Source organism: Myxococcus sp. AB025B (assembly GCF_006518215.1).
Lineage (GTDB): Bacteria > Myxococcota > Myxococcia > Myxococcales > Myxococcaceae > Myxococcus > Myxococcus fulvus.
This window is the reverse complement of record NZ_SRLW01000020.1, coordinates 24,193-47,914: the sequence shown is the minus strand read 5'-3', so window position 1 is coordinate 47,914 and position 23,722 is coordinate 24,193. Positions and strand designations below refer to the sequence as shown.

Genomic DNA, 23,722 nt, shown 5'->3' with positions numbered 1-23,722 from the left:
AGCTCGCATGAAGGTGGTGCTTCGTTTCGGTGCGCTGGCGGTGGGCGTGGCGCTCGCCACCAGCGGGGTGGGGGAGGCGGCGGAAGCGCCGGCGCGCAAGGCGGCGAAGAAGCCCGCGGCTTCGGCGTCGAAGAATACCGGTGCGGACAAGGGCAGGAAGGGCGCCCAGGCGAAGAAGGCCGAGGAGAAAGCTCAGCCTCCGCCCGGCGTCGCGCCCGAGGACGTGCGGCGGGGCCCCGCGCGCGTGAAGCCCGCGACGGCCAAGTTCGCGGACATCCCGCGCATCGCGGACTCGCGAAAGAACGCGCTGGCGGACAAGAAGCGCGACGAGGCGATTGAGGCCTTCAAGCGCCTCATCCCCAAGCTGCAGGACGGCAACCAGCAGAAGGCGGAGATGCTCTACCGCCTGTCGGAGCTGTACTGGGAGAAGTCCAAGTACCTCTACCAGCTGGAGATGGACCGCTTCCTGGCGGAGGAGAAGAAGTACGACGCGGCCGTGGCCCGCGGCGAGAAGGCGGAGGCGCCCAAGCAGGACCATCGCGACAGCGAGCGCTACCGCACCGAGACGATGGGCATCTACGAGGACATCCTGCGCGGCTACCCGCAGTACCCGCAGCGCGACGAGGTCCTCTTCTCCATGGGCTACAACCTCTACGAGCTGGGCCGCCGCGACGACGCCGTGGCCCGCTACGAGGAGCTCATCAAGGAGTTCCCGCGCTCGCAGTTCGTGCCGGACGCGTACATCCAGCTCGGCAACCACTACTTCGAGTCCAACAAGCTCATCCCCGCCAAGGCCAACTACGAGAAGGCCCGCGACTCCGGCGTCCCGAAGATCTACGCGTACGCCGTCTACAAGCTGTCCTGGTGTGACTACAACACCGGCGACTACGACGCGGGCCTGGCCAAGCTGCACGAGGTGGTGGACTACGCCGCGAAGCAGCCAGAGCTCGGCGACCTGCGCACCGAGGCGCTCAACGACCTGACGGTCTTCTACGTCCAGCTGGACCAGCCCAAGCAGGCCATCGCGTACTTCCGCGAGAAGGCGCCGGCGAAGCGCCAGGGGCGGCTGCTCGCGAAGACGGCCGCGGGCCTGGTGGACGCGGGCCACTTCGACAGCGCCATCCTCCTGTACCGCACGCTCGTGGACGACGAGCCCATGGGCGCCAGCGCGCCCGAGTACCAGCAGGCCATCGTCCGCGCCTTCGAGGGCTTGAGGAACCGCCAGCAGGTCCGCAAGGAGATGAAGCGGATGGTGGACCTCTACAGCCCGGGCGGCGAGTGGTGGAAGTCCAACGAGGGCAAGGCCCCCGTGCTGCGCAACGCCTTCAACGTCACGGAAGAGGCGATGCGGGTGATGGTGACGGAGTACCACCAGGAGGCGCAGAAGACGCGCCAGGTGGAGACCTACCGGCTCGCGCGCGACATCTACAAGCAGTACGTGGACGCCTTCGCGTCGAACGCGAACCCGGAGTTCGTGGCGGACTCCGCCTTCAACCTGCGCTTCTTCTACGCGGAGATCCTCTGGGCGCTCGAGGAGTGGCAGGCCGCCGCGGCCGAGTACGACGCCGTGGTCGCCTTCCAGATTCCGGACCGTGACTCGGCGCGCGAGGTCTCCAACGAGAGCTACCGCAAGAGCGCCGCGTTCAACGCCATCCTCGCCTACGACAAGCTGGTGAAGATTGAACGGGGTCAGCTGGCCAGGAGCGACCTCAAGGACGGCCAGAAGGTCGACGAGAAGAAGGACAAGGGCGACGTCGCGCGCCAGAAGATCGTCAAGCGCGACGCGAAGGAGAAGCAGGAGGAGGCGCTCACGAAGTTCGAGGAGCGGCTGGTCTCCGCGTGCGACGTCTACGTGAAGCTCTACCCGGGCACGCAGGATGAAATCGACCTGCGCTATCAGGCCGCCGTCATCCTCTACGACCGCAGCCACTTCGTGGACGCGGCGCGGCGCTTCGGAGAAATCATCGAGAAGTTCCCGGAGGAGCGCCGCTCGCGCGACGCCGCGGACCTGACGATGTACGTGCTGGAGAGCCGCCAGGAGTGGCTGGAGCTGTCCACGCTGTCGCGCAAGTTCCTCGAGAACAAGAAGCTGTCCAAGCCCGGCTCCGAGTTCGCCGCCCGCGTCGCCCGCGTGGTGGAGGGCAGCCACTACAAGTGGGTGGACGAGGTCGTCTACAAGCAGGAGAAGAACCCGAAGAAGGCCGCCGAGGAGTTCCTCAAGTACGTCCAGGAGTTCCCCAAGTCGGAGAACGCGGACCGCGCGCTCACCTACGCCATGGCCATCGCCCAGGAGGCGGGGGAACTGGACCGAGGCATCGAGGCGGGCGAGCGCGTGCTGGCCGAGTACCCGCGCAGCCCCTTCGAGCTCAAGGCGCGCTACACGCTGGCGGGCCTCTACGAGAAGGTCGCCGACTACCGCAAGGCCGCGACCCTGGCCGAGTCCTTCCTCTCCGCCTACGACGCCGCGCTGAAGGCGGGCGACGCGGAGGGCAAGAAGGGCAAGGACGCTCGCGCGAAGACGGTGGCGAAGAAGGGGGACACGCCGGGCGCGGAGGAGGACGCGGACTCGCGCCGCTCGCAGAAGGCCGCCGAGCGCAAGGCGCTGGTGGCCGAGGCGGGCGCGTGGGTGGCGGACGCCCAGTTCAACGCGGGCGTGTGGTGGGAGAGCGCCGGCGAGGCCCAGAAGGCCGTGGCGGCCTACAACGCCTACGTCGCGCGCTTCCGCGACCGCAAGGACGTGCCGCAGGTGGCGTACTCCGCGGCGCTCGTCTGGGAGAAGGAGCGCAAGTGGAGCGAGGCGGCCCGCGCGTTCGGCGCCTTCGCGGACGGCTTTGGCCGCGACGCGCGCGCCACGCCCTCGCAGCTGTACCTGGCGCGCTACCACGAGCTGCTCGCGTGGCAGCAGCTCAAGAACGTCCGCGAGCAGGAGCGCGTGCAGACGGAGCTGGTGCGCGCCTGGGGCCGGCTGCCCGAGGCCACGCGCAAGGAGGACGCGGCGCTCAACGCCTACGCGCACGCGCGCTTCCTGGCGCTGGAGCCGGCGTGGAAGCGCTACACGGACATCCGCTTCTCGCGCGTCGCCACCATCCGCCGGGACTTGACGGCCAAGCAGCGGGAGATCCAGCGCGTGGAGAAGGAGTACCTCGCGGTGCTCTCCACGGGCTCGGGTGAGTGGGGCATCGCGGCGCTCACGCGCATCGGCCTCGCGTACGCGGACTTCGCCCGCAACATCATGGACTCGCCGGACCCCACGGGGCTCGACGAGGAGCAGCTCGGCATGTACCGCTCGGAGCTGGAGAACCTGGCGCTGCCCCTGGAGGACAAGGCCAACGAGGCGCTCGAGAAGGCGCTGGAGAAGGCCTACGAGCTGGGCATCTACAGCCCGTGGACGCTGGCCGCCCAGGACCAGGTCAACCGCTACCACCCGGGCTCCTACGCCCAGGTGCGCAAGGTGGGCTACCGCACGCACGACTCGCTCGCGGCGGCGGAGCTCGCGCGCGAGCCCGGTGGCCCCTCTGGCGCGACGGCCGCGCCCGCGGTGACGCCGGAGCCGGGCGCTCCCTCGATTCAGCTCCCGCCGGTGGAGGGCGCGCCGAAGACGCCCCTGCCGGAGGACAGGACGCAGGCACCCACCGCCCAGGTCCAGGAGGTGCGGCCATGACCCGCGACGCGAAGAACGCCTTCACGCCTCACACCGGAAGATTGCCGATGAAATGGTTCCGCTCGCTCGTCGTCGGCTCGCTGGCCTTCACGGCCGCCTGCGCGACGGGCCCCCAGACGAAGCCCACCACCAGCGCGCTGCCGGAGAAGCCCACGGCCGCCGCGCCCTCGACGACTCCGGAGGCGACCCCCGCGGCGCCCAAGGAGACGTCCACCATGGCCGAGCAGTTCGCGGCGGCCATCCAGTCCTACGAGGCCGGTGACCTGGACGCCGCGCGCCAGGGCTTCGAGAAGGTGCTGGTGATGTCGCCGCAGACGCTCAACGCCCAGTTCAACCTGGGCGTCATCGCCGAGCGGCAGGGCCGCGTCGACGACGCGCGCACCGCCTACGAGAAGGTCCTGCTGCTGGACCCGGCCCACACGCCGTCCGTCGTCAACCTGGCGGGCGTGTACCGCGCGCAGGAGCGGGGCGATGACGCGATTGCGCTGTTCGAGAAGGCCTTGAAGACGCCGGGCCGCGCGTACGACGCGTCGCTGCTCAACGGGCTGTCCGCGACGTACCGGCACCTGGGAAAGCTGGACGAGTCCGAGGCCACCGCGCGCCGCGTGCTCGAGCGCAACAAGGACCACCCCGGCGCGTACAAGAACCTGGCCTACGTGGCCTACGCGCGGGAGAAGTACCGGCAGGCGGAGCTGCTCGTCGGCACCGCGCGCAAGCACGCGGAGAAGGACCCGTCGCTCTACAACCTGCTGGGCATGGTCTACCTGAAGCTGGATGAGCGCTCGCGCGCGCTGGCCCAGTTCCAGAAGGCCGTGTCGCTCGATGACCGGTACGCGCCGGCCTACGTGAACCTGGGCGCGCTGGCGCTCAGCTACCGCGACTACGCGGGCGCCGAGAAGGCCTTCACCCGCGCCACGGAGCTGGAGCCCGACTCCGCCGAGGCGCGCCTGTCGCTGGCGTGGGCGCTGGATGGCCAGAAGGGCAAGGACCCGAAGAAGGGCATCGCCGCGGGTGAGACCTTCGAGAAGGTGCTCGCCAACCGCGCGGACCTGCCCGAGGCCGTGTGCGGCGCGGGCTGGGCCTATGCCTCCGACCGCTCGGGCTGGGAGCGCGCCATCGGCTTCCTGGACCGCTGCAAGACGCTGGAGTCCACGTCTGAACAGGACCGGCAGATGATCACCGCCAAGGTCACGGGCCTCACGAACATGCTCAAGGCCCCGCCGCCCGAGGCCGCGACGGCCGGCGCGGAGGGCGACAAGAAGGACGAGGCCACCGGCGGCGGGGGCAACATGCTCAACAGCCTGCCGCAGGACGCGAACGCTCCGGAAGGCGCACCGGCCGACGGCGCGCCCGCCGAGGGCACCGACGCCGCGGAAGTGACGCCGCCCGCCGACGAGCAGGCCCCCGCGGGCGCGTCCAACGCCGTGCAGCAGGGAACGGACGCCCAGGCGCCCGTGCCCGTTCCCACGGCCCCGACGCAGCAGGACGCGAAGCCCGCGCCTGCTCCGTAGGACAGCAGTCCCTACAGGGCCGGGAGGAAGTTTTTTCCTCCCTCCGGGCCCAGGTTTGGAAGGCGGCGAGCGAGTTCCATAGGATTCAGGGACTTGGGTGTGGATCGCCTCGTGCAAAGAGTCGCGGGTACCCAACTCGGAACCCGCTGTCACACCCGAGGAAGCAAGAGGAGGTCTGGAGATGCGGCGACTGGCAGCGACGGTGACGATGATGGGCCTGCTCGCGGCGCCGGCGGTGATGGCGCAGGAGCAGTCAAAAGACTCGGTGAAGATCATCCAGGAGGAGGACCGCACGGTCTTCCGGAAGAAGACGGTGATCGACTTCACCGATGTCGCGGTGGAGGGCGAGCTGACGAAGCCGGAAGGCTCATACGTGCTCCACCGCAAGAAGACGGACTTCCAGAGTCTCATCAAGGTCCGGGAGAACTTCGACCCGGAGCTACAGAAGTCCGTCGACAACCTCTAGCGGCGGCGGTCAGGCGTTTTCGGGAGCGGAAGGGAAGAAGGAAGAACTTCATGGCGGCGGCGAAGAACAACGGCTTGACCCTTCGAATCACGGGGCCTGATGGCTCCACGGTGGAAACCGTGTCGGAGGCGGAGAGCGTTATCGTGGGGTCGGGCGCCCAGGCGGCGGTGAAGGTTCAGGATCCGCGGGTCTCCAATCTCCACGTGATGCTCAAGGTGGACAAGGATGGTTCGGTGACGGCCATCGACCTCGGCAGCGAGGGCGGCACGGAGGTGAGCGGCCAGAAGCTGGTCATCCCCACCGCGCTCAAACCCGGGGATGTGCTGCGCGTGGGAGGCACGCGGGTGGAGGTCCTCTTCGGAGGCGCCGACGAACCCGAGCGTCTCGCACCCGCGGGCGCGAAGGTGGCGGGACCGCGCTTCCAGGGCTCGGTGACGCAGAGGACGCCCACTCCGCCGCCCGTGAACCGGACGGTGCCGGAGGTGGTCACTCCTCCGTCGGCGGCGGGCGGCAACACGCGAGGCGGCTTCGTCTTCACGAATCCGCGTCCTCCTCCCTCGGCGAACGTCGGCGGCCTGCGCACCGAGCGCGTGGCTCCGCCCGGCCTCAACCGCGTGGGACCTCCGCCTCCGCCGCCCATGGCGCGCGAGGAAGCGCGGCCCACGCCCCGGGTGGACACGCCTCCCGTCGCGGCGGCCCCGCGTCGCGCGGTGCTGCCTCACCTGCAGGAGCAGCTCCCGCCGGAGGCCATGCCCACGGCGCGGGAGAAGGTGCTCCAGGTGTCCATGCTGTGGGGCGACACCCTGTTGCAGGTGCAGCACTTCAAGGACGGCGTCCCCGTCACCATCGGCGAGGGCAAGAAGAACTTCTTCCACGTCTTCGCGCCGACGGTGGGCAAGCGCCACGAGCTGGTCATCAGCCGCGGTGACGTGCTGGAGGTGCATGCGCCGCAGGGCACGGGCGTCATCGTCACCGAGCGCGGCAACGTGAAGTCGAAGGACACGCTGCGCGCCGCGGGGCTGCTCACGGGCACGCCGGAGGACAAGGAGCAGGTCTTCAAGCTGGGCCTGCATGACCGCGTCGAGGTGTCGTTCGGCACGGTGGCCTTCGTCGCCCGGTACGTGAAGCCGTCGCCCGCGATTGCCGCCACCTCGTTGGCGGAGGCCGACTACACGTTCTTCAAGATCGTCAGCATCTGCCTGCTCGCGGGAGCGGCGGTGGTGGCGGCCATGGCGCTCACGCCGCGCTCGGAGCAGGCGCCGGCGAACGACATCTTCGAGTCCCAGCAGCGCGTGGCGAAGTTCCTCATCACCCCGGAGAAGAAGCTCGAGCAGAAGAAGCTCCAGCTGTCCGGCGTGGAGGAGGGCGCGAAGGCGAAGGACGAGGAGGGCAAGTTCGGCAAGGAGGAGGCCAAGCAGGCCGAGGCCGCGCCGTCCAAGCCCGGCACGCCCGTGGTGGACAAGACGAAGAAGGAGAAGGACCGCCAGGTGGTGGGCAAGGTCGGTCTGCTCGGCGCGTTCAAGGGCCTGAAGGGCGGGGCCTCGGACGTGTTCGGCCCCGGCGGCTTCGGCACCGGCCTCAACAACGCGCTGGGCGGCCTCAAGGGCGGCGCGGCGATGGGTGACGCCCAGGGCGTGGGGGGCCTGGGTTCGCGTGGCTCCGGCACCGGCGGTGGCGGCACGGCCATGGGCATCGGCGGCCTGGGCACCAAGGGTGAGGGACGCGGCGCGGGAGGCTCGGGCGGCATCGACCTGGGCGGCCGTGGCAAGTCCATCACCAAGGTCATCCCCGGCAAGACGACGGTGGTGGGCGGCCTGGACAAGGACGTCATCGCCAAGGTCATCCGGCGCCACCAGAACGAGATCAAGTACTGCTACGAGTCGGAGCTGAACAAGGACCCGAGCCTCGCGGGCAAGGTGGCGGTGGCCTTCACCATCGACCCGGCGGGCATGGTCTCCGACGCGACGGTCTCCGAGTCGACGCTGGGCAACTCCCGCGCGGAGCAGTGCATGATCTCCCGCATCCGTCGCTGGAAGTTCCCGGAGCCCAAGGGCGGCGGCGTGGTGGCGGTGACGTACCCGTGGATGTTCTCGCCGGCGGGCTCCGAGGGCGAGGGGTAGCCCTCGGGTGTACACGTCGGGACGGCGCTTCGCCGTCCCTCCAAGTGGCGTGGACGGAACGGTCCACGCCATTTTCATTCCCGCCCCTGATTGCCGGAACGAGGGGGGCGTCATTAACGTCCGTCGCCACTTCCGGTTGGACCGGAGGGGCACCGCGTGGGGAGGACCCGTGAAGAAGTCCCAGCTCGTTGCCGCGCTCGCCTTGCTGTCGTCTCCGGCCCTCGCGGCCACGCCGCCGGAGGGAGTGGAGTTCCAGCCGCGCCGCGGCTTCTACACCGACACCAACGTCGGCGTGTTCTTCACCGTGGGCGGTGAGAACGCGTACTCGAACGCTCAGACCTACCTGCAGCTTGGCATCGGCTACGACCTGACGGAGCGCATCTCCCTGGGCGCGCACTTCGGCATGGGCTCGTCCGCGCAGAACTGCTTCGCGGGCTACCTGCCGGGCACCGAGACGTGCTCGCTGTCCGACAACTTCACCATGCAGTTCCTGGACGTGTCGGCCGCGTACCACGTGCCGCTGATGAACCGGCTGTACCTGACGCCCAAGCTGGTCGCGGGCTACACGCGCATGGACCCGGCGCCGGTGGACCCCGACGAGAACGATCCGGGCCGCGCCGTCAGCTCGCCCAACGCGGGCGTGGGCGTGGGGCTGGAGTACGCCACGGGCATGGACCACTTCACCGTCGGCGCGGACCTGCTGGCGCGCTACGTCATCGGTCCCAACATCACGTCCTTCGCCATCTTCCCGAAGGTGAAGTACACGTTCTGAGCGTGGGTTGAGGGCTTCGCGGGAAGAAACGCCGGGGCCGTCGTTGTCCCGGCAGGTCCCCTGGAAGGTCCCTGCCTCCGCGCTGGCCGACGCGGGGGCTCGTGCTGTTGTCGCGGTGCCTGGTGCCCGGAGCCGGGCTCGGGGTGCGGGATTCACGCATGGTCCAGGCGTTGTTCCAGGGCAACGCCGTCGACCAGGAAGCCACCCGGAGCCCGCGGCCAGCGACGCATCGCGCGAGGCGGAAGGCCCGCCCCCCGGAAACACGAAGGGCCCGCTCCCAGGAAGGAACGGGCCCTCGTGCATCGAATCAACCCGGCGCGACTACTCGGCCTCGGCCGCGCGGTCCTCGCGCTTGCGGTCGCGCTCGGCGCGGTAGCGCTCGCCCACGGAGAGGGCCTTCTTGCGCATGCGCACGGACTTGGGCGTCACCTCGACGAGCTCGTCGTCGGCGATCCACTCCAGGGCCTTCTCCAGCCCCATCTCGCGCGGCGGGACGAGGATGACGTTCTCGTCGCGGCCGGCGGCGCGGATGTTGGTGAGCTTCTTCTCGCGGCAGCAGTTCACGTTCAGCTCGGACGGGTGCGAGTGCTCGCCGATGATCATCCCCTCGTACACGGTCGTGCCCGCGCCCACGAAGAGCTGACCGCGCTCCTGGATGCTGAACAGCGCGTACGGCACCGTGTCGCCCAGGCGGTCGGAGACCATGGCGCCGTTCTGGCGCTTCGCGATGTAGCCGAACCACGGCTCGAAGCCGTCGAACTGGCTGCTCATGATGCCCTCACCGCGCGTGATCGTGAGGAACTCCGAGCGGAAGCCGATGAGGCCTCGCGCGGGGATGCGGAACTGGAGACGGGTGCGCCCCGAGCCCAACTGCCCCATGTCCGTCATGCGGCCCTTGCGCGTGCCCATGCGCTCCGTCACCGAGCCGACGCTCGTCTCCGGCACGTCGCAGAACACCAGCTCCATGGGCTCGTGCAGCACGCCGTCCACCGTCTTGGTGATGGGCTCCGGGTTGGAGGCCGTCAGCTCGTAACCTTCGCGGCGCATGTTCTCGATGATGACGGCCAGCGCGAGCTCGCCGCGGCCCACCACGCGGAACGCGTCCGGCGTCGCGGTGTCCTCCACGCGCACGGCCACGTTGCGGTAGGCCTCGCGGTACAGGCGCTCGCGCAGGTTGCGCGACGTGACGAACTTGCCTTCCTTGCCGGCCAGCGGTCCGTCGTTGACCTTGAAGATCATCATCATCGTGGGCTCGTCCACGGTGATGCGCGGCAGCGCCACGGGCTTCTCCGGGTCGCCGAACGTGTCGCCGATGGACACGTCCTCGATGCCCGCGATGGAGACGATCTCACCCGGGCCGGCGTCCTGGATCTCGACGCGCTTGAGGCCCGAGAAGCCGTACAGCTTGACGATCTTGCCAGGCTCGACCTTGCCCCCCTCGCGAACGACGGAGATGGGCATGTTCGGCGTGAAGCGACCTGCCTGCACGCGGCCCACCGCGAGACGGCCGACATAGTCGTCGTAGTCCAGGTTGGCCACGAGCAGCTGCGGCGTCGTCTCCTGGGAGGCCGGCGGGGGCGGGATGTGGTTGATGATGGCGTCGTACAGCGGCTCCAGCGTCTTGCCGGGGACGTCGAGCTTCGTGGACGCCTGGCCCTGACGCGCAATCGTGTACAGGACGGGCATCTCGAGCTGCTTATCGTCCGCGCCCAGGTCGATGTAGAGCGAGTAGACCTGGTCCAGCACCTCGGGGGCGCGGGCGTCCTGACGGTCGATCTTGTTGATGACCAGCACCGTCTTCAGGCCCATCGCCAGCGCCTTGCTGAGCACGAAGCGCGTCTGGGGCAGGGGACCTTCGGCGGCGTCCACCAGCAGGATGACGCCATCGACCAGGCGCAGACCACGCTCCACCTCACCACCGAAGTCGGCGTGACCCGGGGTGTCGATGATGTTGATCTGCATGCCCTTGTAGGAGACCGCGGTGTTCTTCGCGAGAATGGTGATGCCCTTCTCGCGCTCGAGGTCGTTGGAGTCCATCACCCGTTCGGCGACGTGCTCGTTGCTACGGAAGGTGCCCGCCTGCCGCAGCAGGTGATCGACGAGCGTGGTCTTGCCATGGTCAACGTGGGCGACGATGGCGACGTTACGGATGTTTTCGCGAGGAATCATACGAACCGAACTGAGGTGAAAGGGCGGGGGGGATGCCCCGAGAAAGACAGGTCTCCCGAACCCCACCGGAACCCGGAAGGCGGGGGCTTATATGCCGTGAGTGCGTCCCCTGCAATGAGCGCGGACGGCCCCCGGGCGACTGGACGGCCGGCGCACCCCTCCCGACAGGGGCTCCCAGGGGGGCCTTGTCACCCGTCGTCACTCTCAGGAACCCGCGGTGGGGGCCCGGACGGACGCAGCGAGGGGCCGGGCAGCGGCGGGCCCGCCCAGCCGCTCCCGGAGGAAGCGCTCGACGCGGACCTCGACCAGCCCCGGGGCCTCCAGGGGGGCGGTGTGGGTGCCGTCGGGGATGAGGACCAGCTCGGCCTCGGGAATGCGGGAGGCCATCTTCCGCGACAGCCACCCCGGGGTGAACTTGTCCCGGCCTCCGGCCACCACGAGCGAGGGCACGTCCACGTGGAGCAGGTGGTCCCACGCGCTGTGCTCGGACAGCGAGTCCAGCGTGCGCACGAACACCACCGGGTCCATGCGGGCCAGGTGCTCGAAGTAGGGGGCCAGGTCGTTTCGCGCGATGCGCTCGCGGTTCATCTCCAGGGAGATGGCCAGCTGCACCGCCAGCTCCGTGCGCAGGGCCGCGTGGATGAGGCGCGCGGACTGCTCGGGGAAGCGCTCCACCACCCGGCGCAGGGACGGGAAGAGCTTCTTGAGCACGTTGGAGTCGTGGAAGGTGTCGAGCGGGTTGCCGTAGCTGCCGCAGATGAGCACCAGCCCCGCGACGCGGCTGGCGTAGCGGCGGTGGAACTCCAGGGCCACCTGCACGCCCATGGAGTGGCCGAAGAGCACGGCCTTCTCCATCCCGGCCGCGTCCATCACCCGCTGCAGGTCGTCGCAGGTGTAGAGCATGCCGATGCGCTCGCGGTCCTCGGGGATGCCCGAGCGGCCGTGCCCGCGGTAGTGCCAGCGCAGCACGCGGTGGCGGCGCGACAGGTACGGGGCCAGGTACTTCCAGGCGAACCCGTCACAGCCCAGGCCGTCGCACAGCACCACGCCCGGCTCTCCGTCGCCGGTGACCTGGTAGTACAGGTCGGCGCCGTCGGGGACGCGCAGGTAGTCCTGGTGGAAGTAGACGGCCTCCGCCTTCATGCCTCCACCTCGGCCTCTTCGTCCTCGGGCAGGCCCCGGTCCAGCCCGTAGCGGGCGATCTTCAGGATGAGGTTGGAGCGGCTGATGCCCAGCTCGCGCGCCAGCCGGCTCTTGTTGTTTCGCGTGCGCAAGAGGCCCTGGTGGATCATCTCCCGCTCCAGCGCCTCCACCGCCTCGTGCAGCCGGCCGTGCGCGCGCGGCGGGATGAAGGGGCCACCGCCAGGCACCACCGCGTCGCGGATGCGGCTGGAGAGCAGCTCCGCGGGGAGCATCTCCAGGTCTCCGCCGAGCACGAGCAGCCGCTCGATCTCGTTCTCCAGCTCGCGGATGTTCCCCGGCCACGCGTAGGCGCCCAGGATGGCGAGCGCCTCCGGGGACAGGCCTCGCGTGCGCTGGCCCTCGCGGTGGTGCTTGCGCAGGAAGTGGTCGATGAGGACGGGCAGGTCGTCCCGGCGCTCGCGCAGCGGGGGCAGCTGCACGCGGATGACGTTGATGCGGTAGTAGAGGTCCTCGCGGAACTCGCCGCGCTTGACCAGCTCGCCCAGGTCCTTGTGCGTGGCGGCCACGACGCGGACGTTGACCTCCTTGTGGTGCGTGCCGCCCACGGGGAGGAAGGTGCCCTCCTGGAGCACGCGCAAGAGCTTCACCTGGAGGGCGGGGGACATGTCGCCCACCTCGTCGAGGAAGAAGGTGCCGCCGTCGGCGACCTCGAACAGGCCCTTCTTGTCGCGCAGCGCGCCGGTGAAGGCGCCGCGCGTGTGGCCGAAGAGGGCGCTCTCCAGCAGGTTGTCGTTGAAGGCCGAGCAGTTCTGCACCACGAAGGGCTGGTCCTTGCGCGGGCCGTTGTGGTGGATGGCGCGCGCGACCAGCTCCTTGCCGGTGCCCGACTCGCCGTTGATGAGCACGGTGGAGTCGGAGTTGGCCACCTTCTCCATCAACCGGAAGACCTCCATCATCGGCCCGGAGCGGCCGATGATCTTCTCGAACCGGTAGCGCTCCTGCACCTCGGGGGATGGCGGGGGCAGCTGCTCCTCGCGCCGGGCGAGCTCCGACTCGTGGTTGGCGATCTCCAGCGCGGCGAACTCGAGCAGGTCGGACAGCTTCGCCAGCTCCGCGCCGTCGAGCACGGGGACGCGCTCATCGGCGCGGTCCAGGTCGGAGAAGGGCGGGGCGAACTGGAGCAGGCGCGAGCGCAGCACCTCCACCTCACGCGCGTTGAGCAGCTGGCGGGAGAAGCCCTCGACGAAGAGGCAGCCGGCGTACTCGTTGTCGACGTAGAGCGGGGCGCCCACGATGCTGAAGTTGAGGTGGCAGTCGTGGAAGAGCGAGCGGCGCAGCTTCTTGTTCCCGCGGAACTTCTCGTGGAGCACGCGCACGGACTGGCTGCAGCGGCGCAGGCCCTCCCTCGAGAACAGGGCGATGCGACAGAACGGGTTGGGAGGCGGGGAGATGTCCCCCCGCTGCCACTCGTGCACCACGCCGTGGCGATCCGCGAAGGAGAGCTCCATCTGCCACCACTTGCGGATGACATCTCTCAGCATGATGATGGTGTGCAGGCTCTGGTGCTTCTCGAAGTCCATCCCTACCTCCGTCCGGCCCCGCGCTCCGGGGAGGGACCGGGCCGTCGGAATCGCGTTTCTCCCCTCTCTTACCCCAGGACCCGGCTGTATCCTCACTTCTCTCTCCCGTGACTACCTCCACTCACACACGCGGCGGGGCGGGGCATGGGCATGACCACGACCACGGGCATGACCACGGCCATGGGCATCACCACCATGGGCACGGCCATGGGCACGGCCCCAAGCGGGGGGGCCTGGCGGAGGAGCGGCGCAAGGACCGTCGGCGGCTCATCTTCGCGTTGGTGCTGACGGCGACCATCGCGTTGGCGGAGGCGGTGGGGGGCTGGCTGACGCACTCGTTGGCCCTCATGTCGGACGCGGGTCACATGTTGACGGACGTGTCCGCGCTGGCCCTGAGCCTGGTGGCGCTGTGGTTCGCGGGCAAGCCGGCGGACGTGAAGAAGACGTACGGCTACTACCGGATGGAGATCCTGAGCGCGCTGCTCAACGGCGTGCTGCTGCTGGGCATCACCGGGTTCATTCTCTACGAGGCCTGGGAGCGCTTCCACTCGCCGCAGGCGGTGGACGTGAAGCCGATGGCGCTGGTGGCCACGGTGGGTCTGGTCGCGAACCTGGGGGCGTTGGGGTTTTTGCATCGCACACACTCGATGAACGTCCGTGGCGCGTTCCTTCACGTGCTGGGGGACACGTTGTCCTCGGTGGGCGTGTTGATTGGCGCGGGCATCATGGCGTTGACGGGGTGGTTCGTGGTGGACCCCATCATCTCCGCGGTCATCTCGGTGGTCATCGTGGTGGGCGCGGTGCGGCTGGTGCGCGACGCGGTGGACGTGCTGATGGAGGCGGTGCCCTCGCACGTGGACATGCCGCAGGTGCGCGAGCTGATGCTGCGCGTGCCGGGCGTCACGGCGGTGCACGACCTGCACGTGTGGACGATCTCCAGCGGCGTGTACGCGCTGTCCGCGCACCTGGTGGTGCTGGACCCGATGGTCTGCAACAACGACGAGATTCTCTCGGCCGTGAAGCACGACCTGTACGACAAGTTCGGCATCGACCACACCACCATCCAGATCGAGAGCGAGAGCTACGCCCATCTGGGTGAGGTGCACTGACGGGAGCTGGGAGCCCCCCGCGAATCACTCGCCAGCTTCGGTATCACTCCCGCGTCATCGTGCGTCCGCCGATCTCGGGAAAGCGCTCATAGGCTCGCCTGAGCGCGTCCAGGTGGTCGGGCTTGTCCAACTCGAGCGGCGCGTCCGTGAGCTGCACGACCCATCCGCCGGATGCCGTGCGCCGCGCTCGTGAGAGCAGGTCCGCGTCGCGGGCGGGATCAGGGAAGCCGATGGCCCGCGCCGTCGCGGCGGACCAGTAGTTCAGCCACGCGAGGAAGTAGGGAGTCTCAGGGGCAGGGATCTCCTCGGGCATGTTGAGCAGGGGAAGCCCACGGGGGGAACCCTGAGGGGCCTGCGCTGAGCGGCGAAGCTGCTGCGCGACCTCCGCACCGTACCCATATCTCGACGCCTGTCCCCAGAACGCGTGAGCCCCTTCCGCCACGGCTTCAAGCACGGTCGCCGCTGCTGCGAGCACAGGCTCGTCCAGTGGCATTTCCACGTGGACTTCGAACTGCGGCTGTCCGCCTGGGCTGAAGAGTCCCGAACGTTCCCTCCCAAAAAACGTCACGGGGTGACACTCATCCCCGTTGCACACGATAGGGAATTCCCCGTCCTCGATACTGTCGATGAGCCATGCGTCGCGCTGTGGCAATGGGATGGGACGCCCGCTGTCAGAGAGACGCCACCTGAGCTGCAAGGATGGGAGCGCCTTCTCCATTTGATGAAGGATGTCGACTGGGCGAGCGTCTTTGCCCACGAGGGCGGGCGCGTAGACGATGAGGGTGAGGGCCTTGCGCCGAGTCATCGTTTGCACCCCGTGACGACGACATTCAGTGAGAAGTCCGCTTCGAGCAGCGCTTCTCGATGCTCCTGGGTGCTCACTCCGATGATGAAGTCATAGCCACACGCCACGGCTGTATCTCGCTCTTTGTTGATCTGCTTGAGCTCCTTCTGGAGCTCTATCCGCTGGATGAAGGAACTGTACTCATCGAATCGATGGGTCTTGATCTCCCACAGCGCGCGCACGCCGACTTGCAGCGCATCGAAACGAATCCCTCCGACGCGCACGTCCATGCCGGGATACCGGTTGGGCGGAATCCTGTCGGCACACGCGTTATGCGGGCCATCTTTGGAGGCGCGTGGTACCGGGACGGGCTTGCACTCCGGGCGGCGCTCTCGCTCCCATGGCTCTGGAGGCACCGGGGGCCGCCAGTCCTGCCCTGATGGCTCGGGCTTCGGCTGGCGTTGTGGTTCAGCTTCCCGGGAGGACGGCTTCGTCCTGCGAGAGGTCCCTGCTTCCTCGGGATATGCGTGGCGGAGTTCATAGGCCTCCAGCGCCTCCTCGAGGACAAACCCGACCACCACCACGCCCAGCACGACGACCGCGCCCACGGCAATCTCAGGAGCGGCCAGGACGCAGAGCCCGACGCCCATGGCGGCGGCGGCAGTGGAGGCGACCGCGCATCTCCCCGTGGTGTCGCGGAACTCGATGCGGTCGTGGTCAAGGGTCCGATAGCACCGCTCCACCAGGACCGGCCAAGGCTGAGACGCTTCGCGGACGACGCACCGCCCGTCGTCAGTCCAGGGCAGCTTCGCCGCCCGCTCAAGGTTGGTGCGTCGTTGGCTCTGCGTTCCGGAGGTGTCGGGGTAGGGGGTGAGGCGGCGCATGCGGATAGGAAGAGTAGGAGTGCGATGCGGGCGCGGAAACGCATGGCCCCATCCTCGCCGCCAGGGGTGGCTTCGACAATCACCATGGAGGTGCCTGCGAATCCCAACTCTGAAGAGGCAGTGCCCGCTCCGGGGTGCCCCAGCCCGCGTCAGCCCAGTCGCCGGCTTGCCTGTCGCGGAGGCAATGCACCAGAGTCGCCACATGCTCAACGCTGGCGCCCTCGTGCTCGTCGCCGTACTCACCGCGTCCCCCACGAACAAGGCCGACGCGGACCTGAATGGTGACGGCACACGCGAGCACCTCACGCTCGAAGTAACGAAGCCCGGCGCCTTCCGGCTCACCGTGGGCACAGCCATCACCGAAGGCGAGCTGCCCGGAGTGCGCGGCATCACCGTGCTGGACCTCGACAGCAGCGATAAGCAGCGTGAGGTGCTCGTCCACGGCGAGTCACGCTTCCGCCTCTTCCGCCAGGAGGGCACGGCGCTCCGGGAAGTGCCGCTGCCCCCCGGAGTACCGAGCGCCTCCGGCAATGGCATCCTCCTGTGCGAGGTCCCCATGCCCGACGGCTGGGGCCGCCGTGACAAGTACCTCTACGACGCGAAGCAGCCGGGCTTCACCGAGGTGCCGCAGGAACTCTACGCCGTGGGCCGCGACCTCCCGCCTCCAGGGTGGGTGTCGCTCCAGCAGACGCCCGGCGGCAAGGACGTCGTCACCCTGGCGGGTCCCGAGAAAACCCTCGCGCTGCACGCCTTCAAACCAGACCCCGCGGACCGTGATGGCGGCTGGTACCTCGCGGGACTCGCGAGCAAGTCCGAAGACGCGCTCGGCTGGGTTTCCGCCTGGGAGCTCCGGAAGAAGGTGAGCGTCGACGACGGCGCGATGCTCGGGGCCATCGTCGTGCTGCCAGAGCTGTACGCCTCAGGCGCCAGATCGAAGGTGGTCACCTCCTTCCCGCTCCTGCGCACGCGCCAGGACGACGCGGAGCCCGTGGCGAAGCTGCGCGCGGGCAGCACCGTCACCCTGCTGGCCACGGACGGTACGTGGTATCTCATCCAGTCGGAGACGCGGCTGCTCGGCTGGGCCCGAGCGGGTGCGCTGTCCGCACTGAAGAAGGCCCCGGTGCCCGACAAGCGCGCCCAGCTCTCCACCCTGCAGCACCGCCTGCGCGCGGCGATGCCGAAGCCCACCGCGAGCGGAGACTGGCGACCCGACGCCGCGGGACTCATCCTCGAGAACGAGTACGCCAGCACGCTGGACACCTACCACTTCTGTCCAGATGGCCGAGTGGTGCTCGAGTTCCTCGTCGACGACTACAAGAAACACGGCACCTGGACGCTCGACAGGGACACGCTGAAGCTGGCCTTCACCCGCGAGACGAAGCAGCTCGGCGTGGGCGCGCCCATCGGGCCTCCGGAGGGCGTGGAGGGTGTGCGCCAGTACCGCGAGACCACGCCGCACGAAGCCGCCCTGTCCGAGACCCAGACACTCGACTGGAACGAAGTGCTGGAGGGCGTGAAGACCCCTTCCTCCAGCTACAAGCCGAGGCGCGGCAACCCGAGCTGCCGCTGAACGCAGACGCCACACCCGGGACGCCAGGTCACACTGCCAACAGCGACCGCGTCGATAGACGCCGCGCGTCCATCAACAGCCTGCTCACGCCCGCGTCGAAGCAGGCCTGAGCGACTGACGCTCCTCTCAGCCCGCACCCACGCGTTCGGGCGCTCCTCCCAGATTCCTGGGATGGACGTGCCCGTCAGGGGCCATTCACGCTGAGCCTCGCGGCGGGCGCACGTGCACCGCGGCCCGTCCGCGAGGTCGAACACGAACTGAAAGGAGCTGGAGATGTCAGCAATTGCGAGGCGCTTTGCTTTCATTGCGGCTGTGGTCGTGAGCTGCTTCTCGACGGGATGCGGGGAGCCGATGATGGACGAGGTCCCTGGCCCCCTTCAGTCCGAAGAAGCCCGCTTGATTCCCGATCCAACCCCAGGGCCTGGCCGGTACGAGTACATGTACACGTACTTCACGGACAGGACGTACACGGTTCGTGTCGGGTGGATGCTTCAGCGGTGCAACGGTACTGTCGAATACGACGGCGTCATGACGCAGTTCCAGCAAGAGGTCGTCTACGCCTGCGGAGGCACTCCGACGATGGCGCCAACCTCCACGCAGCCGCCAGTCGCCGCGGTGGATGAGGGCCAGCTGTGCACGGCCTCCATCCAATGTGTGGATTGGCACATGATGCCTTGCGGTGCTCAGGGTCGAGAGGTTCCGTGCTGTCTCGACAGCGGCTACCAGTCCACCTGCTTCTGTGGCCGGGGGTATTGGCGCTGCTGAGCTTCTCGGTTTCGGTGTACGGCGCCGTACCGCCAGCGCGACACCCGGCGCGGAGAGCGGCCTTCGCGCCGGGGGTCGAGCGTCAGTCCAGCCCGTGGAACAGGGGCAGGTTGGCGGGGGCGGGATAGAGGGCCACGCCGTGGGTGACGCCGAGGTCGGCGCTGGAGATGAGCGTCTGGGGCGTCGGCGCACCGGTGGCGGCGAGCTGGCCCGGGCTCAAGCGGGCGATGTCGCCGGAATCGTAGCCCAGCCAGAGCCCGCCCTCCTCGTCGAAGGCGAGCTCCCTGGGCCCCCCGACGTCGAGCCACACCGAGGGCGTGACGGTCCGTGGGCCCGCGTCGCCCCGCTCCCTGGGGGTGAGCCGGGCGACGATGCCACTCGCGGCATAGGCGACCCACAGGTTGCCTTCCTCGTCGAAGGCGAGCCCCGACGGGCCAGAGAAGCTGACGCCATCCGGAGTGGGCTTGGCGTCGATGCTCGTCACGGGAGTCACCGTCCCCGACGTGACCAGGCCAAAGCCACTCACCATGTGCACGCGGGAGCCGGTGCTGGCGCTGTCCGCCACCCACAGGTTGTCCTCGGCGTCGAACGCCAGGGCGCTCGGCTCGCCGAGCCCCGAGAGCTCCACCTCGGGCGTGGGCGAGCCGCTGGCGGTGAGCTGGGCGGCGCCGAAGCGCAGCACCTTGTCGCTGAAGCCGACGGAGACCCAGAGGTTCCCCACCCTGTCGAAGGCGAGGGCAATGGGGCCCGGGACGCCTCCGCGCAGGGCGCTGCCCGTCAGGGTGATGTCGGGCGCGCGGACACCCGAGGCGCCGAGGTCCCGGGCGGGATAGCGCCGGATTTCTCCCGAGCCGAGCGCCACCCAGAGGTTGCCTCGACGGTCGAACGCGAGCCCCGAGGCACGGGGGATGGCCGGGGTGGAGTCGAGCAACACCGTGGCCGAGGGGCTCCCGGAGGCGCCGAGGTTCTCCGCGGAGAAGGCCTCGATCTCTGCGGCGCCATTGCTCGTGGACAGCCACAGCTTCTGGCTGCTGGGGATGAGCGCATAGTCGACCGTGGCGGTGGCCGTCTGCCCGTCGCGGACGCAGACCTGGGAGGTCGGTGCGTCGTAGGCCGTGCGAATCAGCGGCCCGCTCCCGCCGGTGGGCTCGGGAACGAGGTTCCACGTGCCCGCGGCGAGCCCCTCCAGCCTGCGCGAGGCATCGGTGACCCGCAGCCAGTTCCCGTTGCGCAGGGTGACGACGGGGGCGGAGGAGGAGGAGGGGAGCCCGCGGATGGTGACCTCCAGCGTGCCCTGGCCCGTGGTGGGACAGTCGTTCGGTTCTTCGGAATCCCCGGAGTCACCACACCCCAGGAAGAGCGGCGCGCCGAGCGCGAGGACGATGAGGCCAGTTCGCATGGGAGCATCTCCTATCATCTCTGACCGGGTTCAACGCGAGAGGCTGGATTCCTTCGCACCCGCGCGGAGAATGTGGCCGGCTCGAGGTTCCATCTGTCTGCCCGGTCATCCAGGCTCCGTCCGACAATGCGGGCACGCATCGACGCCATCGACGGTGGGTGAACGACATGTCGCGGCGGATGTACGAGAGAGGGCTGTTCCAGCCCAGGCCCACCGCGCCCACGCTCCGGGGGCCGGAGTTGATGGCGATGGGCACGGGGAGGCCGCCGCGCGAGGGCGGCAGCTCCATTTGTCGCGCGGCGCCCCGCCGCCGGCACCTCGGCCTCTACCAGGTCTTCGCGGCGGCGAGCACCGCGTCGAAGTCCATGCCGTCGACCCGCATCACCGCGAGCCAGTTGATGATGGGCCCCACGACGTCGAAGACGAGGCCCTCGCCACCCGTGGCTTCGACGAGGCTGGCTCCCGCGGTGTTCCCCGTGCCGACGCCGTAGACGATGCCCGCGCCCGCATGCTCCACACTCGGGAGGCCCACGCCGAAGGTGTTGTCTCCCACGGACGCCGCCACGTGGTACCGCCTGTCCAGCGCGACCAACTCCTGGTGCGCGCGCGGAATGACCTCGAGGGTCGCCTGGGCCTCCACTGCCCCCACCTTCGCGTGGAGCGTCGTGGTTCCCTCCGACAGTCCCCTGACCGTGCCGTTGGCCACCGTAATGGCAACATCGACCACCGCCGCGATGAGACCTCCCTGTCCCTCAGGACGGGCGTCGGCTACGACACGAGCTGGTAGTCGCTGACGAAGCGTGGCGACGCGGTCGATCCAATGACCTCCTCGCCGCGCGTGTGAAGCGAGGCCCAGGGGCCGTGCGCGGTGGGTGAGGGGATTTCGCCGGGTTTTTCGTTGAGGAGCCGAGGCCGGAACTGGCGCGCCGCCGGATCGCGCGCCTCCCGGCCCCAGTCACTCATGCCCCGCACGGGGGGAGACCTGGACGATGAAACCTCGAAAGCACACCCGGAATTGGACGAGCAAGGCCCTCGTGGGGGCGCTGCTGCTGCCCTCGGCGGCCCTGGCCAACGAGACCCATGTCTACGGCATCGCCGAGTTCGGCGGCGCGTCGAGCGGCCTGTGCGAGGCCAAGACCCACAAGGTCCACACGAAGTCGGCGGCCGAGTTCGCCAGCTACTTCACCTCACTGAAGAACAGCGGCAAGTGGTCGGACGTCCGCACCCTCAACAACGGGAGCGCGCGCGCCAACCTCTGGAGGGACGCCGCGCTGGTCTCCTCGCCCAACGGTGAGGACGACCGGGCCAACGCGGGCGTCGACGACGCCGACGTCGTCTTCGTGCATACGCACGGTGGCCACAACCTGGGCTACAACCAGAGCTGGCTGGTGATGGGCAGCAACGTGGATGGCTGCGCGGCCATCACCAACCACATGCGCCTGGGCAACACCAAGCTGAACATCGCCGTCGTGAAGGCGTGCCAGTCCGGTGACTTCGAGGTCTGGAAGGCGGGCGGGTACAACGGGCTCGCGGCGACGAGCGGCAGCTTCACCGTGTGGAACGCGTTCCACGGGGACTCGTCGTGCGGCAACTTCGTGAAGCGCTACGTGAAGCGCTACGTGTCCCAGTCGCGCAGCACCGGCGTGGGCGAGAACTGGATCGACGAGTTCTACGACCACGACTACGGCAAGAACAACGACGACTGCCCGGTGTCCATCGTCTTCGGGGAGACCGAGGCCAAGCGCTTCAAGATGTACGAGTCCGGAGGCTGGACGGACCGCCACAACACCGGCCCCAAGGTCCGCTCCTCCTACTACGGCGTCTACGAGTGCGACCCCGACAACGGCATGAAGCTGCCCTCGCAGTGACCTCCCGCCAGGCCCTTGCCCGGAAAGAACTCCACGCCATGAAGACTCCATTCATCCGTCTCCTGACCGCCCTCCCGCTCGCCGCCGCGCTCGGCTGCGACAGCGGCGCGCCCGTCGACCCCGCGCAGCTCGACACCCAGGTCGCGCCCGCGACCCTCGGCTTCGTCTTCGACTCCACCCGCATCGCCACGCCTCCCTCGGGGGCCCTGCCCACCACCCTGTTGACCCAGAGCGCGTTCACGGACGCGTCGCTGCAAGGGTTGCTGGTGGGCTCGACCGAGGCCTTCTCGGACGTGGAGGCCTTCGGCACGCGCAGGGACAGGGAGTCCCGCACCTGGCGGCTGGAGAGCGACCCCGCCGAGGGCCAGGTCCTGGTGCTCAACAACCTGGGCAGCGGACCGGCGACGCCGCAGGACCCCGCGGTGTTGCAGCGCACGGCCCTGGCCCGCCTGCAGCGCTGGGGCATCCCCACGGCGGAGATGGGGCCCGTGTTCCAGCGGAAGACCTTCGTCCAGCATCGCGAGGAGGGCGTGGAGACCTCGCCTGTCCTCCACCGCCACAAGACCTTCGTCATGCGCGCCATCAATGGCATCCGCGTGGAGGGACACCGCGCGGTGGTGACGCACGGCGTGGATGGCACCTTCCAGCGCGCGCTCATCACCTGGCCTCCGCTGGCCCGCACGGGGCATCTGCTCCGCACGCGCCTGTCCACCGCGGAGATCGAGCAGCGCGCCCGGGAGGCCCTGCTGGCGGAAGGGGAGACCGCGGGGAACGTGCGCCTCTTCTGGAAGTATGTCCCCACCCAGCTGTCGACCGGTGAGTGGACGCTGACGCTCGAAGTGGGCGCCGGGACCGTCGGCGTGACGGGGCCCAACGGCTCCGAGGAGCCGCGCATCATCGACGTCGACGTGAGCGCGGTTCCGTAGTCGGGCTTTTTCGGTCCCGCCGTCCCCACGGGCGGCGGGGCTGTCGGGTTGCGATAGGCTGGTGACGTGAACGAGGCCGACGAGCAGTCGCGAAGCGCCAGCATCCTGGAGCAGTGGCTGCCTCGTATCCATGCGAACCCCGAGGACGAATCCACGCGGCTGGTGATGGCGGACCAGCTGCTGGAGGTGGGCGACCCCCTGGGCGAGTTCATCGTGCTCCAGTGCTCCGCCGCTCCGGACCCGACGCGCATCGACGCGTTGCTCGCGAAGCATGTCCGGAGCTGGGAGCTGTCCTTGGGGGGCCTCGTCGAGCCTGGGACGACCCGGTTCGAGCGGGGCTTGCCCGTGGCGGTGCGGCTGTCGGGGGATGCGGCGCGTCGGATTCCCCGCGAGCCAGGACCGGCCTGGTGTTCGGTGCGGGAGATCGACTGGGTGGGGCTCGCGTGGTCTGTGGTCCATGGACAGTGGCTCGCGCATCCGCACCTTCGGGGCGTGACACGGATGCGGAGCGTGGAGCCGTTCTGGGCCCGGTTGATGGGCCAGCCGCCTGGCGTCACTCGACTGGAGCTGTGTGGGCCTGTCGTGCCCCAGGTGCGCGGCACGCCCGCGGCGGCGGATGTGTTCGACAGGCTGGCCCTGCTGCCGAGCCTGTCGTGGCTGGAGCTGCGTGACGCGCACCTGGACGATGTGAGCCTGTGCGCGGGCTCCAGGCTGGCGACGAAGCTGTCGCGCATCGACATCGTCGGCCAGGGACGTTGGTCGCTCACGGTGAGGCCGGGCGCGGAGGTGCCCATCGAGGCGACGCTCATGAGCGAGCGGGCCATCGATGATTTCGAGCGGGTCCTGCGCGCGGCGGAGGGGTTCGGGTCCCGGGGCCTGCGGGTGCGCCGGGAGCACAGCCTCGATGCCGAGCGCGTCGAGCGCCTGCGCCGGGCCGCATCTGGCTTCTCCCACGTGGAATGGGTGTGAGCGTGTCCACGTCGCGGTAGAGTGGT

18 protein-coding genes are annotated in these 23,722 nt (G+C 69.1%); 10 read left to right on the top strand and 8 right to left on the bottom strand.

The window, feature by feature from the left end; all coding sequences use genetic code 11:
- The first annotated feature begins 7 nt into the window (after positions 1–7).
- The 5 genes from FL311_RS05525 to cglE all read left to right on the top strand — a co-directional run bounded on the left by FL311_RS05525 (position 8) and on the right by cglE (position 8,530).
- Positions 8–3,661: a tetratricopeptide repeat protein gene (locus FL311_RS05525; protein WP_141323894.1), complete on the top strand. Its 3,654-nt coding sequence runs from the start codon at positions 8–10 to the stop codon at positions 3,659–3,661.
- A complete protein-coding gene (locus tag FL311_RS05520) occupies positions 3,658–5,172 on the top strand; it encodes a tetratricopeptide repeat protein (protein WP_141323893.1) in 1,515 nt (504 codons plus the stop codon). Before FL311_RS05525 ends, FL311_RS05520 begins: the two co-directional genes overlap by 4 nt.
- Positions 5,173–5,353: 181 nt before the next feature.
- Positions 5,354–5,638 (top strand): hypothetical protein, encoded by a 285-nt coding sequence (locus FL311_RS05515; RefSeq protein ID WP_063789782.1) that lies wholly within the window; start codon positions 5,354–5,356, stop codon positions 5,636–5,638.
- A 50-nt stretch (positions 5,639–5,688) separates the two neighbouring features.
- A complete protein-coding gene (locus tag FL311_RS05510; protein ID WP_141323892.1) occupies positions 5,689–7,758 on the top strand; it encodes a TonB family protein in 2,070 nt (689 codons plus the stop codon).
- 169 nt (positions 7,759–7,927) lie between these two features.
- Entirely contained in the window at positions 7,928–8,530 is a 603-nt protein-coding gene (gene cglE / locus FL311_RS05505) for an adventurous gliding motility protein CglE (protein WP_141323891.1), read from the top strand.
- Positions 8,531–8,851: 321 nt separating this feature from the next.
- On the opposite strand, the gene typA is transcribed toward cglE, so the two are convergent.
- From typA to FL311_RS05490, 3 genes are all read right to left on the bottom strand, one after another.
- A complete protein-coding gene (gene typA / locus FL311_RS05500) occupies positions 8,852–10,699 on the bottom strand; it encodes a translational GTPase TypA (protein WP_141323890.1) in 1,848 nt (615 codons plus the stop codon).
- A gap of 204 nt (positions 10,700–10,903) precedes the next feature.
- Entirely contained in the window at positions 10,904–11,842 is a 939-nt protein-coding gene (locus tag FL311_RS05495) for an alpha/beta fold hydrolase (protein ID WP_141323889.1), read from the bottom strand.
- Positions 11,839–13,422 (bottom strand): sigma 54-interacting transcriptional regulator, encoded by a 1,584-nt coding sequence (locus tag FL311_RS05490; protein WP_141323888.1) that lies wholly within the window; start codon positions 13,420–13,422, stop codon positions 11,839–11,841. Before FL311_RS05490 ends, FL311_RS05495 begins: the two co-directional genes overlap by 4 nt.
- 107 nt (positions 13,423–13,529) lie before the next feature.
- On the opposite strand from FL311_RS05490, the gene FL311_RS05485 reads away from it, so the two are divergent.
- The gene (locus FL311_RS05485; protein ID WP_141323887.1) at positions 13,530–14,531 is read left to right on the top strand and encodes a cation diffusion facilitator family transporter; all 1,002 of its coding nucleotides are present in this window, start codon (positions 13,530–13,532) and stop codon (positions 14,529–14,531) included.
- 43 nt (positions 14,532–14,574) lie between these two features.
- Here FL311_RS05485 and FL311_RS05480 read toward each other — a convergent pair whose 3' ends face one another.
- Positions 14,575–15,336: a DUF5953 family protein gene (locus FL311_RS05480; protein WP_141323886.1), complete on the bottom strand. Its 762-nt coding sequence runs from the start codon at positions 15,334–15,336 to the stop codon at positions 14,575–14,577.
- The gene (locus FL311_RS05475; protein WP_141323885.1) at positions 15,333–16,199 is read right to left on the bottom strand and encodes a DUF6310 domain-containing protein; all 867 of its coding nucleotides are present in this window, start codon (positions 16,197–16,199) and stop codon (positions 15,333–15,335) included. Before FL311_RS05475 ends, FL311_RS05480 begins: the two co-directional genes overlap by 4 nt.
- A gap of 202 nt (positions 16,200–16,401) precedes the next feature.
- On the opposite strand from FL311_RS05475, the gene FL311_RS05470 reads away from it, so the two are divergent.
- Positions 16,402–17,769: an SH3 domain-containing protein gene (locus tag FL311_RS05470; RefSeq protein ID WP_141323884.1), complete on the top strand. Its 1,368-nt coding sequence runs from the start codon at positions 16,402–16,404 to the stop codon at positions 17,767–17,769.
- Between the two features lie 847 nt (positions 17,770–18,616).
- Here FL311_RS05470 and FL311_RS05465 read toward each other — a convergent pair.
- The 3 genes from FL311_RS05465 to FL311_RS05455 all read right to left on the bottom strand — a co-directional run bounded on the left by FL311_RS05465 (position 18,617) and on the right by FL311_RS05455 (position 20,896).
- Positions 18,617–19,933, bottom strand: a complete 1,317-nt coding sequence (locus FL311_RS05465; protein WP_141323883.1) for a hypothetical protein — start codon at positions 19,931–19,933, stop codon at positions 18,617–18,619.
- A gap of 325 nt (positions 19,934–20,258) precedes the next feature.
- The gene (locus FL311_RS05460; protein WP_141323882.1) at positions 20,259–20,660 is read right to left on the bottom strand and encodes a hypothetical protein; all 402 of its coding nucleotides are present in this window, start codon (positions 20,658–20,660) and stop codon (positions 20,259–20,261) included.
- 41 nt (positions 20,661–20,701) lie between these two features.
- Entirely contained in the window at positions 20,702–20,896 is a 195-nt protein-coding gene (locus tag FL311_RS05455) for a hypothetical protein (protein WP_141323881.1), read from the bottom strand.
- A 26-nt stretch (positions 20,897–20,922) separates the two neighbouring features.
- Here FL311_RS05455 and FL311_RS05450 point away from each other — a divergent pair, with 26 nt between their 5' ends.
- From FL311_RS05450 to FL311_RS05440, 3 genes are all read left to right on the top strand, one after another.
- Positions 20,923–21,801 (top strand): hypothetical protein, encoded by an 879-nt coding sequence (locus FL311_RS05450; RefSeq protein WP_141323880.1) that lies wholly within the window; start codon positions 20,923–20,925, stop codon positions 21,799–21,801.
- Positions 21,802–21,839: 38 nt separating this feature from the next.
- The gene (locus FL311_RS05445; RefSeq protein ID WP_141323879.1) at positions 21,840–22,727 is read left to right on the top strand and encodes a hypothetical protein; all 888 of its coding nucleotides are present in this window, start codon (positions 21,840–21,842) and stop codon (positions 22,725–22,727) included.
- Positions 22,728–22,793: 66 nt separating this feature from the next.
- Positions 22,794–23,696, top strand: coding sequence for a TIGR02996 domain-containing protein (locus tag FL311_RS05440; protein WP_141323878.1), 903 nt, complete (start codon positions 22,794–22,796; stop codon positions 23,694–23,696).
- Positions 23,697–23,722: the final 26 nt, after the last annotated feature.

Coding starts and splice junctions, on each gene's coding strand:
- FL311_RS05490 (WP_141323888.1), bottom strand. CDS start 13,422: ATGGACTTCGAGAAGCACCAGAGCCTGCACACCATCATCATGCTGAGA.
- FL311_RS05515 (WP_063789782.1), top strand. CDS start 5,354: ATGCGGCGACTGGCAGCGACGGTGACGATGATGGGCCTGCTCGCGGCG.
- FL311_RS05510 (WP_141323892.1), top strand. CDS start 5,689: ATGGCGGCGGCGAAGAACAACGGCTTGACCCTTCGAATCACGGGGCCT.
- FL311_RS05470 (WP_141323884.1), top strand. CDS start 16,402: ATGCTCAACGCTGGCGCCCTCGTGCTCGTCGCCGTACTCACCGCGTCC.
- FL311_RS05520 (WP_141323893.1), top strand. CDS start 3,658: ATGACCCGCGACGCGAAGAACGCCTTCACGCCTCACACCGGAAGATTG.
- FL311_RS05480 (WP_141323886.1), bottom strand. CDS start 15,336: ATGACTCGGCGCAAGGCCCTCACCCTCATCGTCTACGCGCCCGCCCTC.
- FL311_RS05475 (WP_141323885.1), bottom strand. CDS start 16,199: ATGCGCCGCCTCACCCCCTACCCCGACACCTCCGGAACGCAGAGCCAA.
- typA (WP_141323890.1), bottom strand. CDS start 10,699: ATGATTCCTCGCGAAAACATCCGTAACGTCGCCATCGTCGCCCACGTT.
- FL311_RS05450 (WP_141323880.1), top strand. CDS start 20,923: ATGAAACCTCGAAAGCACACCCGGAATTGGACGAGCAAGGCCCTCGTG.
- FL311_RS05455 (WP_141323881.1), bottom strand. CDS start 20,896: ATGAGTGACTGGGGCCGGGAGGCGCGCGATCCGGCGGCGCGCCAGTTC.
- FL311_RS05445 (WP_141323879.1), top strand. CDS start 21,840: ATGAAGACTCCATTCATCCGTCTCCTGACCGCCCTCCCGCTCGCCGCC.
- FL311_RS05525 (WP_141323894.1), top strand. CDS start 8: ATGAAGGTGGTGCTTCGTTTCGGTGCGCTGGCGGTGGGCGTGGCGCTC.
- FL311_RS05495 (WP_141323889.1), bottom strand. CDS start 11,842: ATGAAGGCGGAGGCCGTCTACTTCCACCAGGACTACCTGCGCGTCCCC.
- FL311_RS05465 (WP_141323883.1), bottom strand. CDS start 19,933: ATGCGAACTGGCCTCATCGTCCTCGCGCTCGGCGCGCCGCTCTTCCTG.